At 64.4% G+C, this 14,191-nt stretch carries 12 protein-coding genes; 7 read left to right on the top strand and 5 right to left on the bottom strand.

What is annotated here, in order from left to right:
* Positions 1 to 69: 69 nt before the first annotated feature.
* On the bottom strand, positions 70 to 531 hold the full coding sequence (locus CSQ91_RS25145; RefSeq protein ID WP_034784295.1) for an Lrp/AsnC family transcriptional regulator: 462 nt from the start codon (positions 529 to 531) through the stop codon (positions 70 to 72).
* 99 nt (positions 532 to 630) lie between these two features.
* Here CSQ91_RS25145 and ilvB point away from each other — a divergent pair, with 99 nt between their 5' ends.
* A complete protein-coding gene (gene ilvB, locus CSQ91_RS25140; protein WP_099389931.1) occupies positions 631 to 2,391 on the top strand; it encodes a biosynthetic-type acetolactate synthase large subunit in 1,761 nt (586 codons plus the stop codon).
* Between the two features lie 98 nt (positions 2,392 to 2,489).
* Here ilvB and CSQ91_RS25135 read toward each other — a convergent pair whose 3' ends face one another.
* Complete coding sequence (locus CSQ91_RS25135; protein WP_225317173.1) at positions 2,490 to 3,347, bottom strand: helix-turn-helix domain-containing protein; 858 nt, start codon at positions 3,345 to 3,347, stop codon at positions 2,490 to 2,492.
* Positions 3,348 to 3,461: 114 nt separating this feature from the next.
* On the opposite strand from CSQ91_RS25135, the gene CSQ91_RS25130 reads away from it, so the two are divergent.
* Genes CSQ91_RS25130 through bamE form a run of 5 tightly spaced genes read left to right on the top strand, consistent with a single transcriptional unit; the run spans position 3,462 to position 6,900 of the window.
* Positions 3,462 to 4,904 carry a cytochrome P450 gene (locus tag CSQ91_RS25130; RefSeq protein WP_257217472.1) on the top strand — a complete coding sequence of 481 codons (1,443 nt, stop codon included), beginning with the start codon at positions 3,462 to 3,464 and terminating at the stop codon, positions 4,902 to 4,904.
* Between the two features lie 36 nt (positions 4,905 to 4,940).
* The gene (locus CSQ91_RS25125) at positions 4,941 to 5,402 is read left to right on the top strand and encodes a GNAT family N-acetyltransferase (RefSeq protein WP_099389929.1); all 462 of its coding nucleotides are present in this window, start codon (positions 4,941 to 4,943) and stop codon (positions 5,400 to 5,402) included.
* A complete protein-coding gene (locus CSQ91_RS25120; protein WP_070259888.1) occupies positions 5,399 to 5,758 on the top strand; it encodes a nucleotide pyrophosphohydrolase in 360 nt (119 codons plus the stop codon). The genes CSQ91_RS25125 and CSQ91_RS25120 overlap by 4 nt, the downstream gene beginning before the upstream one ends.
* Before the next feature lie 48 nt (positions 5,759 to 5,806).
* Positions 5,807 to 6,595, top strand: a complete 789-nt coding sequence (locus tag CSQ91_RS25115; RefSeq protein ID WP_070282912.1) for a hypothetical protein — start codon at positions 5,807 to 5,809, stop codon at positions 6,593 to 6,595.
* On the top strand, positions 6,592 to 6,900 hold the full coding sequence (gene bamE / locus CSQ91_RS25110; RefSeq protein ID WP_099389928.1) for an outer membrane protein assembly factor BamE domain-containing protein: 309 nt from the start codon (positions 6,592 to 6,594) through the stop codon (positions 6,898 to 6,900). Before CSQ91_RS25115 ends, bamE begins: the two co-directional genes overlap by 4 nt.
* Positions 6,901 to 6,981: 81 nt before the next feature.
* On the opposite strand, the gene CSQ91_RS25105 is transcribed toward bamE, so the two are convergent.
* The 3 genes from CSQ91_RS25105 to CSQ91_RS25095 form a co-directional block, all read right to left on the bottom strand.
* Positions 6,982 to 8,643 carry a methyl-accepting chemotaxis protein gene (locus tag CSQ91_RS25105; RefSeq protein WP_099389927.1) on the bottom strand — a complete coding sequence of 554 codons (1,662 nt, stop codon included), beginning with the start codon at positions 8,641 to 8,643 and terminating at the stop codon, positions 6,982 to 6,984.
* A gap of 436 nt (positions 8,644 to 9,079) precedes the next feature.
* A complete protein-coding gene (locus CSQ91_RS25100; RefSeq protein ID WP_099389981.1) occupies positions 9,080 to 11,236 on the bottom strand; it encodes a DEAD/DEAH box helicase in 2,157 nt (718 codons plus the stop codon).
* A 271-nt stretch (positions 11,237 to 11,507) separates the two neighbouring features.
* Complete coding sequence (locus tag CSQ91_RS25095; RefSeq protein WP_099389980.1) at positions 11,508 to 12,353, bottom strand: alpha/beta fold hydrolase; 846 nt, start codon at positions 12,351 to 12,353, stop codon at positions 11,508 to 11,510.
* A 135-nt stretch (positions 12,354 to 12,488) separates the two neighbouring features.
* Between CSQ91_RS25095 and CSQ91_RS25090 the strand changes: the two genes are divergently transcribed.
* Positions 12,489 to 14,105, top strand: coding sequence for a M28 family peptidase (locus CSQ91_RS25090; protein ID WP_099389926.1), 1,617 nt, complete (start codon positions 12,489 to 12,491; stop codon positions 14,103 to 14,105).
* The last annotated feature ends 86 nt before the right edge of the window (positions 14,106 to 14,191 follow it).

Here is a 14,191-nt window from a genome sequence, read left to right as displayed (position 1 = left end):
GAGCTGTGCGAATGCACAGTGAGCATCGGAGGCCGCAAGGCACGACGCGCAGTAGGTTTTGTCAGGTGTTTAACGTTGCAAGGGCAGGTAGCTCTGTTTAAGCTGGCGCAACACGAAACTCGATTTGCTGTGGCGGATGCCGGGAATTTTATACAGGCGCTCGCGCAGCAGGCGTTCATAGTCGCGCGTGTCGCTGACCGCGATGCGCAGGTAGTAATCGTAGTCGCCCGAGACGAGAAACGCTTCCAGCACTTCCGGGATCATGGCCAGCGCGTGGCCGAATTCGAACAGGGCCTGGTCGGAATGGTCGTCCAGCGTGACTTGCACGATGACGGTGTCGGCCAGCCCCACCTTGGCCGCGTTGACGTTCACCGTATAGCCTTCGATGACGCCATCGTCTTCCATGCGCTTGATGCGGGCCCAGCATGGCGACGAGGTCAGGCCCACCTTGGCGCTCAGCTCATGCAAGCTGATGCGGGCATCCTGTTGCAGGGCCGTCAGGATGGCGAGGTCGAATTTATCCAGCTTCATTCTGTCATCTCCTCATTTCACAGCAAATTTTGCTGAAGATTGCATTTTATACGAGAAAACCAGCAGCCTTTTCTGTCGGGGCGAGCAGAAAATAGACACATGAAACCCGATCCCGATCCCCTCCTCGCTCCCGCCACCGATACTGCGCCGCGCAACGGCGCCAGCGTCCTGATCGACACCCTGCTGGCCCTGGGCGTCGACACTGTCTTCGGCTACCCGGGCGGCGCCGTGCTGCCCCTGTACGATGCGCTGCACGCGCAGCCGCGCTTGCGCCACGTGCTGGTGCGCCACGAACAGGCAGCCGTGCATGCGGCCGAAGGTTATGCGCGCAGCACGGGCCGGCCCGGCGTCGTCTTCGTCACGTCCGGCCCCGGCATGAGCAACACCACCACGGGCTTGCTCGACGCCCTGTGCGATTCGGTTCCCGTCATCTGCATCAGCGGCCAGGTGGCCACCACCAGCATCGGCACGAACGCCTTCCAGGAATGCGACGCGCTGGGTATTTCACGCCCCGTCACCAAGTGGAACCGGCAAATCCGCGCGGCCGACGAGACGGCTGGCGTGGTGCAGGAGGCGTACTCGCAGGCCACGCAGGGCCGGCCCGGTCCCGTGTTGATCGATTTTCCCAAGGATATGCAGTTGGCGCGGGTCGCGGCCGGCACGCCGCTGCCGTCCGTCGCCGCCGTCCCTGCCCCTCTGCCCGGCGCGGCCGATATCGAGCAAGCCGCCGGCCTGATCGCCGGTGCGCGCCAGCCCGTATTCTATGGCGGCGGCGGGCTTATCAATTCCGGCCTGGATGCCTGCGCCGCGTTCGGCCAGCTGGTGAAACTGGCGGCTGCGCCGTGCACCTTGACCCTGCTGGGCCTGGGCGCCTTTCCCGCCTCGCACCCAGCCTTCCTCGGCATGCTGGGCATGCACGGCACCCTGGAAGCCAACCTGGCCATGCACCATGCGGATTTGATCGTCTGCGTCGGCGCCCGCTTCGACGACCGGGTCACGGGGCGGCTCGACGCCTTCTGCCCCGGCGCGAAAATCATCCACGTCGATATCGACCCGGCGTCGATCGGCAAGGTGGTGCGCGCCGACGTGGCCCTGCGCGGCGATTGCGCACCCGTGCTCGCTGCATTGCTGGCGCAGCTGCGCGGCCGCCTGCTGGCGGACCGCCAGCCGTGGTGGCAACGGATCGAAGGCTGGCGCGCGCAAGACTCGTTGGCGTTCGACGACACGCCGGAAGTGATCGCGCCGCAGGCGCTGATGCGCCGGCTGCAGGCCGCGCTGGACAGCATGGATGGCAGCGACGCCATCGTCGCCACCGACGTGGGCCAGCACCAGATGTGGGCGGCACAACACCTGCGCTTCGAGCAGCCGCGCCGCTGGCTCACCTCGGGCGGCGCCGGCACCATGGGTTATGGATTGCCAGCGGCCATCGGCGCGCAGATCGCCCATCCCGGCAAGCGCGTGGTGTGCGTCAGCGGCGATGCGTCGATTCTGATGAATATCCAGGAACTGGCCACGGCCGTGCAGCACCGCCTGCCCGTGAAAGTGGTGTTGTCCAACAATGGCTACATGGGCATGGTGCGCCAGTGGCAGGAACTGCACCACGGCGAGCGCTACAGCCACAGCTACACGGAAGCGCTGCCCGATTTCGTCGCCCTGGCACGCGCGTTCGGCTGGCAGGCACAGACGGTGAGCCGGCGCGAGGAGCTCGACGCGGCGCTGGCGGCCTGCCTGGAATCCAGCGGCCCCTACTTCCTCGACGTGCGCGTGCATGGCGCGGAAAACTGCTTCCCCATGATGGCACCCGGCGCGGGGCACCATGAAGTGACCCTATCCAAGGGAAAAGTGTACAGCGAGCGGTAGGTCGGATTAGCGGGGCAGCCGCGTAATCCGACACCAGCGTCTTGCAACAATGTTGTCGGATTACGCGAGACCAGGCCTCGCTAATCCGACCTACGCCCTCAATTCCAGATTCTGTAAATCCAGTAGCTTTCATCGTCGCGCATGGCCCGCACCAGCTCGGTGGGACTCAAGCCAGTGATTTCGCGCGTCTCGCGGCAGAAATGGGCCTGGTCCGCGTAACCGCCGCTGGCGGCGACGTCGGACCAGGACGCCGTACCTTGCAGGATGGCGCCGCGTTCGTCGAGAAACAGCTGTTCCGCGCGGCGCATGCGGCGCAAGGTGCGCATGGGCTGGCCGGCCCAGGCCTTGATGCGGCGCTCGACATTGCGCGCGCTGCTGGCCAGGCCCGTCGATGCCGCCTGCACGCCAAGGCGGCGCACCCAGTCCTGCACGGCGCCGGCCGGATGGTCTCCGCTCTTGCGCGCCAGCTGCCAGCGCGGCGCGAGAAAATCTTCCACCAGCCTGACGCGGGCCTCGTCGTCCGGCGCCGCCAGCACGGCGTCGGACAGGGCCTGCCAGTCGGCATCGAACAGCGCGTCGAGCGGGCGAAACTGGTCCAGCAGGGCATCCATCGACACGCCCGTCAACGCATGCAGGGCGGCCGGATAAAACATCACGACAAACGAACGCACGGGACCCGGGTTGTAGCTGACCAGCGGATACGATCGGGGGCCGCCGAACAGCGCGGGCGGCATGCGCACGTCCCGCAGCGACAGGCCCGGCGCGGCCGCTTCCACGTCGCCGGCGACGGTCCAGATGATGCTGCACATGGGTGCGGCGGGAAAGCGGTTCAGGCGCTGCGCCGGCGGCAGGGGCGCGCAGCCCGTGGTGTCGCGCACGAGGAAGGCGCGCACGCAGGAAGCGAGCGCCGTGCGCGGCGCGATCAAACGGGTCAGGGGCGTAGGGGCGGCAGGCATGGCGACGATTGTACCGGCAATTTCTGGCCGCACACGATGTCGTATTCGTTCAAGACGCGGGCGCGCAAGCGCGCTACAGTCATGCCATCGTTCCCACTGAAACAGGAGCTTGCCATGCCGCCACTCGACCACGCCGCCGCACCCGACATTGCCCGGCCGCTGCGCCAGATCCGCCGCTTGCCGGGGCCCTTCGCCCTGCCCATCGTCGGCAACAGCCTGCAACTCAAGCTCACGCGCATCCACCGCGACGTGGAAGCGTGGGTGCGGCGCTACGGCCCCTACATGCGCGCCTGGTTCGGCCGCACCCTGGTGCTGGTGGTGGCCGACAGCGAGGCCGTCGGCGCCGTGCTGCGCGACCGGCCCGACGGTTTTCGCCGCCCCCTGAGCAGCTCCATCGTGTCCGAGGAAATGGGCGGCATCCCCGGCCTGTTTCTGGCCGAGGGCACGGAGTGGCGCAACCAGCGCCGCATGGTCATGGCCGGCATGGCGCCCGGCGCCATCAAGGCCTATTTCCCCGCGCTGGTGACGGTGGCGCAGCGCTTGCAGCGGCGCTGGCATCTTGCCGCCACGCAAGGCCAGGCGATCGACCTGGACGGCGACCTGAAACGCTACACGGTCGACATCATCGCCGGCCTGGCCTTCGGCACGGAAGTCAACACGCTGGAAGCGGGCGAAGACGTGATCCAGCGCCACATGGACGACATCCTGCCCGCCGTGGCGCGGCGCAGCCTGTCCATGTTCCCGTACTGGCGCTGGTTCAAGCTGCCCGTCGACCGCCGGCTGGACCGCGACGTGGCGGCCCTTTCCGCCGCCGTGGCCGACCTGGTACAGCAGGCGCGCACGCGCCTGGCGCACGACCCGGCGCGCCGCGAACACCCGCCCAACCTGCTCGAAGCCATGATCGCCGCCGCCGACCTGGAAGGCAGCGGCGTGACGGACCGCAACGTGGCCGGCAATGTGCTGACCATGCTGCTGGCCGGTGAAGACACGACGGCCAACACGATTTCCTGGATCATCTACATGCTGCAACGCAATCCGCACACCCTGGCCCGGGCGCGCGAGGAAGTGCGGCACCTGGCGCCCGACGTGGCGCACTTCACGATCGAGCAGATGGATAGCCTCGACTACCTGGGCGCCTGCGCCAGCGAAGCCATGCGCTTGAAACCGGTGGCACCGTTCCTGCCCGTCGAGGCGCTGCGCGACACGGTCATCGCCGACATCGCCGTGCCGGCCGGCACCCTCGTGTGGTGCGTGATGCGCAACGACACGGTATCCGATGCGCACTTTCCCGATGCCGGGACCTTCCAGCCCGAACGCTGGCTGGCCGAAAGCGGCGAGGCGAACAACAAGCGCGCCTCGATGCCCTTCGGCGCCGGCTTGCGCACGTGCCCGGGCCGCTATCTGGCCTTGCTGGAAATCAAGATCGCCATGGCCATGCTGCTGGGCAGCTTCGACATCGCCGGCGTCGATACGCCCGATGGCGGCGAGGCGCAGGAACTGATGGGTTTTGTGATGTCGCCCATCGGCCTGACCATGCGCCTGGCGCAGCCGCAGTGATACCATGGGGGAAGTCCCATTCATTCGACCTCCCTCATGACTATCCGCCTGGAATCGCCGCAGCAAGCCGATGTGCAAACCCTGATCGCCGAGCTTGATGCCTATCAACAGACCCTGTACCCGGCCGAGTGCGTCTACTCGCTGGACCTGGCATCGTTGCCGCCGGAGACCCTGCTGTTTGCCGTCGCCCGCGATGCGGCCGGTGCGGCGCGCGCCTGCGGCGCCATCGTCGTCACGCCCGCTTTCGGCGAGGTCAAGCGCATGTACGTACACCCGGACAGCCGCGGCCTGGGCCTGGCCAAGCGCCTGCTGGCCCTGCTGGAAGAACAGGCGCTGGCGCGCGGCTGCCGCTTGCTGACCCTGGAGACGGGCATCCACCAGCCAGAAGCCATCGCCCTGTACGCGCGCCACGGCTACCAGCGGCGCGGGCCGTACGGCGACTATCCCGACGATCCGTTCAGTGTCTTCATGGAAAAAACGCTGCAGGCGGCGGCATGAGCGCGCCCACCGACAGCCTGCTCGACATTCGCGCGCGCCTGCGCGCCTTTGCCGACGAACGCGACTGGGAGCAATTCCACACGCCGAAAAACCTGGCCATGGCCCTGTCCGTGGAAGTGGCGGAACTGGTGGAACACTACCAGTGGCTGCCCACGGGGGCGGACGCGGAACTGGACGAAGCGAAGCGCACGGGCATCCGCCACGAACTGGCCGACGTGCTGATGTATCTGGTGCGCCTGGCCGACAAGAGCGGCGTCGACCTGCATGGGGCCGTGCTGGAAAAGATGGAACTCAACGCGCAGAAATACCCGGCGCAGCAGGTGCGTGGCGATGCGCGCAAATACAGCGAATACTGATCCGTCATCCGTGCGTGGCTGCCGCGCAAAAAGGCGTAGCATCGGGCCATGCGTATGCCTCTTTCCCTGCTGCTTGCCTGCCTGCTCACTGGCCCTGTTGCCCTGGCGCAAACCGCGCCCGTGCCGCAAGTCAAAGTCGATGCCACGCGCGACCCTGTCGACAAATCGTATCGCAAGATGCTGCAGGGCGTGGACCGCTTCGAGCGCGACCATGCGCTGGCGCCGCAGGCCGTGCTGCGCTTTCGCTTGCTGCCGCGCCAGCCCGGCGTGGACATGACGGGCGTGCAGCTGCGCATCGCTGGCGACACGGTCAGCATCCCCTTGCCCTTGGCCGAAGACAACAGCTTTGCCCCCGTGCGCCATGCGCAGGCGGCGCGCGAAGACGCCGTGCTGATCGCCAACCGCAAGGCCACCACCATGAGCTGGCGCGCGCAAGTCATCACGCCCGGCTTGCCGCCCGGCACGCGGCGCCTGGGCGACTTGCGCCTGGAATGCCGCGCCGGCATGGATTCCGGCCTGATCTCGAACGACCCGCAAATCATTGCCTGGCTGTCCAGCATGCTCTACAGCACGGACAAGGTGTGTTCCGAGCCGGACGGCAATTATCTGTTCTTCACGGACCGTCCCCTGTTCGGCGTCACCCTCGTGCATGGCGAGCGCCGCCTGGCCCTGCCGTTCACCATGCTGTATGCGGGCGGCGAGCAAACGCCCGCCTCGCTGCCCTATTGCGATTGCCAGGTCTTGCTTGACCGCACGTACTACGCGCCCCTGTGGGATGCCAGCTGGCCCGACGATACCCTGCTGGAATTTACTTATATGGACGAGGTGGCGCCATGAAGTGGCTCAGTGTCTTCGCGCTGGCGCTGCTGGCCGCCTGCTCCGGCACGCGCGCCTTGCAGGCAAGCAAGAATGTGCCTTACGCAACGCTGGAGCAAACGGTACAGCCGGGCAGCAGCACGCGCGAACAGGTGCGCGCCGCGCTGGGAGACAGCACATCCATCCGTTTCGACAGCGGCAATGAAGTGTGGATGTACACCTACCCGGCCGCCTCGGGCGCGCAGGGAGAATATGTGATTCTATTTGGCGGGGATGGGGTGGTGCGGAAGGTGCGCAGCGGCGAGGTGTACCGGGTGAAGAAGTAAAACTACCCAAAAAACAAACTGGGGTCGTACCCTGAGGACTCGGCGTCCCCGTACGACCCCGGTCTTTCGCCGTTGGGGTAATTATCTTGCTTTCAGCAAGGCCCGCGACGCCACGCCGGCCGCCACGCTGGGACTGCGCCCCACGCCAGCCGCCTTGCGCTTGGGCGACGTCTTCAATTTGAAGATGCCGATCGACTGGGCCACGCTGTCGGTGCGCTGCGCCAGGTTGGTGGCGGCGGCCGCCGCCTGCTCCACCAGCGCCGCATTCTGCTGCGTGATGCCATCCATGTGGATGACGGCCTGGTTGACTTGCCCGATGCCCTGGTTCTGCTCGCGCGTGGTGGAGGAAATCTCGTCCATCACTTCCGTCACGCGGGCCACCGAGGCGATCACTTCCGTCATGGTGGCGCCCGCATTGCTGGTCAGCACGCTGCCCGCGTTCACGGTGGCGATCGAATGGTCGATCAGGTTTTTCACCTCTTTTGCTGCCGTTGCCGAGCGCTGCGCCAGGCTGCGCACTTCACCGGCCACGACGGCGAAGCCGCGGCCATGCTCGCCCGCGCGCGCCGCTTCCACGGCTGCGTTCAAGGCGAGGATATTCGTCTGGAAGGCGATGCCGTCGATGAGGCCGATGATGTCGAGAATCTTGCGCGACGACGTGCTGATCTCGTCCATCGTGGTGACCACTTCGCTGACGATGGCGCCGCCCTTGGCCGCGACGGTCGACGCCTGCGCCGCCAGGTCATTGGCCGTGGCCACGTGGTCGGCGCTGTTTTGCACCGTGGAAGTCAGCTCTTCCATACTGGCCGCCGTCTGCTCGAGGCTGGACGCCTGCGATTCCGTGCGGCTGGACAGGTCCATATTGCCCGTGGCGATCTCCGCCGTGGTGATGCGGATATCCTCGAAGTTCGCGCGCACGTCGCCGATGATGCTGTGCAGGTTGATGTTGGTCTGGCGCAAGGCCGCCATCAATTGCCCCATGTCGTCGTCGCGCACCTTGTCGATGACGCCCGTCAAGTCGCCGCCCGCCATCTTGCGCGCCACGGTGATGGCGTCGCCCAGCGGTGCAACGAGGGAATTGTGCAGATGGGCCCAGAAATACAGCATCAGCGCCACGGCCGCGGCGGCAGCACCGCTGAGCCAGCTGCGCGTGGCCGTGCTCGTGTCGCCGTCGATATTCCACACGGCGCAGCCGAGGATGGCCAGCACCACGCCAAACACGATGCAATGCAGGGCCAGGTCTTGCGACAGGCTCAGCTTGCGCCACTCGGCCAGCTTGGCGGCCCAGCCCTGGCGCACGACGCGGCCATTGCGGATAGCCAGGTTGGCACTATTGCCGTCCTTGAAACTTTTATACAGGGCTGCCGCTTCGTTGATCTGCTCGCGCGTGGGCTTGGTGCGCACGGACATATAGCCGATCGGGCGGCCGTTTTCGATGACGGGCGTGATATTGGCGAAGACCCAGTAGAAATCGCCATTCTTGCAGCGGTTCTTGACCATGCCGGTCCATGGCATGCCCGTCTTGATGGTGTCCCACAGGTCGGCAAACGCTTCGGCCGGCATATCGGGATGACGCAAGATATTCTGTGGCGCACCCAGCAATTCCATTTCTGAAAAACCGCTGACTTCAATGAAATACTGATTGGCGTAATTGATGTTTCCCTGTAAATCCGTGGTGGAAACAATCGTCATGCCTTCATTTAATACGTATTCATTTTGCGTGATAGGTGTATTGACCCGCATCGTCGCTCCTCTATTTTTTTTCAACTAGCATAACAAAAACATAAAAACAATATACCACATCAAGCACCCATGATATATCGCCTCGGCGACAGTGACGCCAGTCAAATAATTTAATAAAAGCCAATTCATTTATGTTTTAGAATTTACTTTGATTCAACTTGATTGATTTTATTGAATGTAAAATTTAAATTGCGCGCATACAAAACAATTAATAAAAAATTATGTATCGATGCACCGGTCGATAAATACGCTGCTTGTGCCGATAAAAATGCGCAGAGGGGCATGCCAATTACCGGCACATGGCGGCGCCAGTTGCCAACCATAACGCGGCAACCATGTTCATTTCTTGAGGGAAAATAAAAACTGGCGCGAATGCGCCAGTGGGGGAACTGTCTCCAATCCGCGACACAGGCGCCGGAGCGCCCGTGGGAATGGCTTACTTGTACGTTTTACGGGGTGGCGACTTCGGACGCGGTGGCGCAGGCTTGCGCTCCGTCGTGCCATCGTCAAGGCTGATGCGCAGCTTCTGGCCCGAGACCACGACCGATTTCAGGTGGTCGAGGATTTCCGGCGGCATGCCTTCCGGCAGGTCCAGCACGCTGTAGTTGTCAAAGATATCGATACGGCCGATATGCTTGGCTTCCAGGTTCGCTTCGTTGGCGATGGCGCCGACGATGTTGCTTGGCGTTACGGCATGCTCGCGGCCCACTTCAATGCGGTAGGCCGTCACGCCTGGGCGTGGACGTTCCTTCTTCGGCGCGCGCGGGGCAACTTCGCCCGCGTCCGCTGGCGTATCCTTGAACGCTGGCGCGGACTTGGCGGCGAACGGCTTGCGTGGCGCGGCTGGCGGTGCCAGGTCCGGCGCGTCGCCGTCGCGGCTGATGCGCAGCTGCTGGCCCGCCACCCACACGGTTTTCAGTTGGTCCAGCAATTCTTTCGGCATGCTGTCAGGCAAGTCCAGGACGCTGTAATCGTCATAGATTTCGATGCGGCCGATGTTTTTCGAATCGATGCCCGCTTCGTTGGCGATGGCACCCACGATATTGCCCGGCTTCACGCCATGCTGATGACCGACTTCGATGCGGAAGGTCTGCATGCCGGCGTCGGCCGGACGCTGGATGCGTTCCTTTTTCGGGAAGGCCGGGCGTTCGCCACGGTCGCTGCGCTCGTTACGGTCGAAGCGGTCGCCCCGTTCCGGACGGTCGTTGCGCTCGAAGCGGTCTTGGCGCACGGGACGGTCGTCCTGCCACGTGGCTTGCTCGCGCGCCTTGTTCTTGTCCAGCAGCAGAGGCACATTGCCACGCGCCATCTTCGCCAGGGCGGCGGCGATTTCGATGGCGGGAATGTTCTGTTCGCGTTCGAAGTCTTCGATCAGCGACTGGAACTGTTCCAGTTCGCCCAGGGCCAGGGTTTCGCTGATCTGTTCCTTGAACTTGGCGATACGCACGTCGTTGACGGCCTGAATCGTCGGCAGTTCCAGCATGCCGATAGGCTGGCGGGTCGAGCGTTCGATGGCTTTCAACAGGTTCTTTTCACGCGGGGTGATGAACAGGATCGCTTCGCCGCTGCGGCCGGCGCGGCCCGTGCGGCCGATGCGGTGGGTATAGCTTTCCGGATCGTGCGGCACGTCGTAGTTGACGACGTGGCTGATGCGCTCGACGTCCAGGCCGCGGGCGGCCACGTCGGTTGCCACGAGGATGTCGATCTTGCCGTCTTTCAACTGCTGGATCGTGCGCTCGCGCTGGGCTTGCTGAATGTCGCCATTGATGGCGGCAGCGGAGAAGCCACGGGCTTGCAGCTTGCCGGCCAGCTCTTCCGTGCCCAGCTTGGTGCGGGCGAAGATGATCATGCCGTCAAACGCTTCCGCTTCCAGGATGCGGGTCAGTGCGTCGAGCTTGTGCATGCCCGACACCAGCCAGTAGCGCTGGCGGATGTTATCAGCCGTGCCCGTCTTGGCGGCAACCGTCACTTCGGCCGGGTTCACCAGGTAGGTCGTGGCGATGCGCTTGATGACGGAAGGCATGGTGGCCGAGAACAGGGCCGTTTGATGGCCTTCCGGCGTTTCTTGCAAGATGCGTTCGACATCGTCGATAAAGCCCATGCGCAGCATTTCATCGGCTTCGTCCAGCACCAGGGTCTTCAGTTTGGACAGGTCGAGCGAACCCTTGTCCAGGTGATCGATGACACGGCCAGGGGTGCCGACGACGACGTGCACGCCGCGGCGCAGGGCCGACAGTTGCGGGCCGTAGCTTTGGCCGCCGTAGATCGGCAGCACGTGGAAGCCGGGGATGTGGGCGGCATACACCTGGAACGCTTCGGCGACCTGGATGGCCAGTTCGCGCGTCGGTGCCAGGACCAGGGCTTGGGGTGAGCTTTGTTTCAGATCGATGCGCGACAGGATCGGCAAGGCGAAGGCGGCGGTTTTACCCGTGCCTGTTTGCGCCTGGCCCAGCACGTCGCGGTTCGCGAGCAATAATGGAATCGTGGCCGCCTGGATAGGCGACGGTGTTTCGTAACCGACATCCTTGAGCGCGCGAATCAGCGGCTCGCTCAGGTTAAGGTCGGAAAATAAGGAAATTGGTGTATCAGACATGAAATCACTCACAAGTTCGCTCGAATCGCCCAATGCGAAAGAGTGTATCTGCTAGTTTACTCTTTACTGGACCTTACCGGGTGGCCGCATGCCGCAGAACGCCGTTTTTTGCACCATATCTACGTAAAAAAGCCAGAAAAATCGGCGATCCGCACGCAATTGGCGCGTGATTTTGCCAACATTAAACGATACACAACAATCTGCGGCCTGCGCCGGTTCCATGCGTCAACAGCAACGGCGGGCGCCTCGGGACGATGGCGCCCGCGCCGTTTCAGGTGCGCAAGAACTCCAGCAAGTCCTCGTTCAGCCGGTCCTTGTGCGTCGTCGCCAGGCCGTGCGGCGCGCCCGCATACACGAGCAGCTTGCTGCCGATAATGAGCTCGGCAGTGCGCCGCGCCGAGGCGGCGATCGGCACGATCTGGTCGTCGTCGCCATGGATCACCAGGGTCGGCACGTCGAACCTGGCCAGGTCGGCCGTAAAGTCCGTCTCGGAAAATTGCTTGATGCACAGGTAGGCGGCCGGCATGCCCGCCTGCATGCCTTGCCGCCAGAAACTGTCGCGCACGCCCTGCGACGGGGTGGCGCCGGGCCGGTTGTAGCCATAGAAGGCCTCGCTCAAGTCGTGGAAGAATTGGCTGCGGTCGGCTTGCACACCGGCGCGGATGTCATCAAAAACGGATAGCGGCAAGCCCAGAGGGTTCTCCGCGGTTTGCAGCATCAGCGGCGGCACGGCGCCCACCAGCACGGCACCGGCCAGGCGCTGCGTGCCATGGCGGCCGATGTAGCGCGCCACTTCGCCACCGCCCGTCGAGTGCCCCACGAGGGTGGCGCCCGTCAAATCCAGTGCGGCGAGCAAGGCGGCCAGATCGTCGGCATAGGTATCCATGTCGTTGCCGTCGAACGGCTGACTGGAGCGGCCATGGCCGCGCCGGTCGTGCGCGATGACGCGGTAGCCGCGCGAGGCCAGATAAAACATCTGGTCTTCCCACGCGTCGGACGACAATGGCCAGCCGTGGCTGAAGACGACGGGCGGGCCGCTGCCCCAGTCCTTGTAGTAGATCAGGGTGCCGTCGGCGGTACGCAGGGTATTGCTCGATTGCAAGTCAGGGGTAGTCATGGAACGCTCCTTGTCGGTGGACCAGCAGCCATTGTGGCCGCAATCGCCTTGCGCGCGCCGCGCGCTACGCCAGAGCATTGCGGTAGAGTAAGATTGCCGCTGCTTTGTTTTCCCGTATTCACTTTTGGAGTTGCCATGCGTTTTCCCTTCGTCCTCGCCGCCAGCCTGCTCAGCACGGCTACCCTCGCCCAACCGCTCGTTACCGAAGCGCCCCTGCGCGCCCATCTGTCCTTCCTGGCCGACGATTTGCTCGAAGGACGCGGCACGGGCCAGCGCGGCGGCGACCTGGCCGTGCGCTACCTGGAAACGCAGGCGGCCGTGGCCGGCTTGCAACCCTTGCCGGATGGCACGTATCGCCAGGCGCTGACCATCGTCGGCAGCAAGGCTTTGCCATCGAGCAAGGTGACCTTCAGCGCGGGTGGCAAGACCTTGTCTCCCGCCTTCGGCCAGGACATCGTCTTTGGCGCGGCGAATGGCCAGGAAAAAGTGGCGTTCGACGCGCCCGTCGTGTTCGCCGGCTACGGCATCCGCGCGCCAGAGGAACGCTGGGACGACTTCAAGGGTGCTGATTTAAAAGGCAAACTGGTCATCATGATGGTCAACGATCCGCAACCGACCGCCGCCGAACCCAAGCGTTTTGCCGGCAAGTCGCTGACCTGGTACGGCCGCTGGGTCTACAAGTACGAGGAAGCGCTGCGCCAGGGCGCCGCCGGCGTGCTGCTGATCCACACGACGGCATCGGCCTCGTACCCGTGGTCGGTGCCCGCCAACGGCTTCGGCCACGAGCGCTTCAACCTGGCCGGCGCGGGCAATGCGATGGAAGGCTGGCTGCAGGAAGACATGGCGCGCACGCTGTTCCAGGCCGGCGGACAGGACCTGGACGCCTTGCGCGCGCAGGCGGAAACGCGCGCATTCCGCCCCGTGGCCCTGAACGCCACGGTCAAGGTGGCACTGGACAGCCAGATCCGCAGCATCGAGCAATTCAACGTGGCCGGCATCGTGCCGGGCACGGACCCGAAACTCAAGGACGAAGCCGTGATTTACTCGGCCCACTGGGACCACCTGGGCAAGGACGACGAAGGCAGCGCCCGCTCAGGGCAAAGCGACCATATCTACAACGGCGCCATCGACAACGCCTCGGGCGCGGCCGCCCTGCTGGCCATGGCGCAAGTGGCCGTGAAACAACCGGCGCGCCGCACGCAAATCTTCCTGTGGCCGGCCGGCGAAGAAACGGGCATGCTGGGCAGCACGGCCTATACGCGCAAGCCCCTGTGGCCACTGGCCAAGACGGCCGCCGACCTGAACCTCGACAGCATGAACTTCGTCGGCAAGACGCGCGACATCGGCGTGGCCGGCGCCGAGCGCAGCAGCCTGTACGCGAGTGCCGCCAAGGTCGCCAAGCGCATGGGCCTACGCCTGGCGCCCACCATTCCCGATCTGTCCGGCGCCTTTTACCGGGCCGACCATTTTGCGTTTGCCAAGGCCGGCGTACCCGCCTTCAACGTGGGCTCGGCCGTGTTCTCCGGCGACGGCTCGTTCGATTTCGTCAAGGCCCCGAAAGCATCGAGCGAGCGCCTGGTCGCCTTTAAAAAGGATTACCACCAGGTGACGGACGAGTACAACCCGTCATGGGACCTGTCGGGCATGGTGCAGCAGGCGCAGTTCACCCTGAACCTCGGCTATGAAGTGGCGAATGACAAGAATTTGCCTACATGGAACAAGGGCGAGGCGTTTGGAAAAGTAAAACGGTAAGCAGATAGCGGTGAACTAACCCGCAAAGCAAAAAAGGCCGGGGTCAGACCCTCAGGGTCTGCCCCCAGTATTTGCCGTTAGCCCCG

This window comes from Janthinobacterium sp. BJB301, assembly GCF_002735685.1.
In the GTDB taxonomy this organism is placed as follows: domain Bacteria; phylum Pseudomonadota; class Gammaproteobacteria; order Burkholderiales; family Burkholderiaceae_D; genus Janthinobacterium; species Janthinobacterium lividum.
The sequence above is the reverse complement of the archived record's forward strand: the minus strand, read 5'-3'. Positions and strand labels throughout refer to the sequence as shown.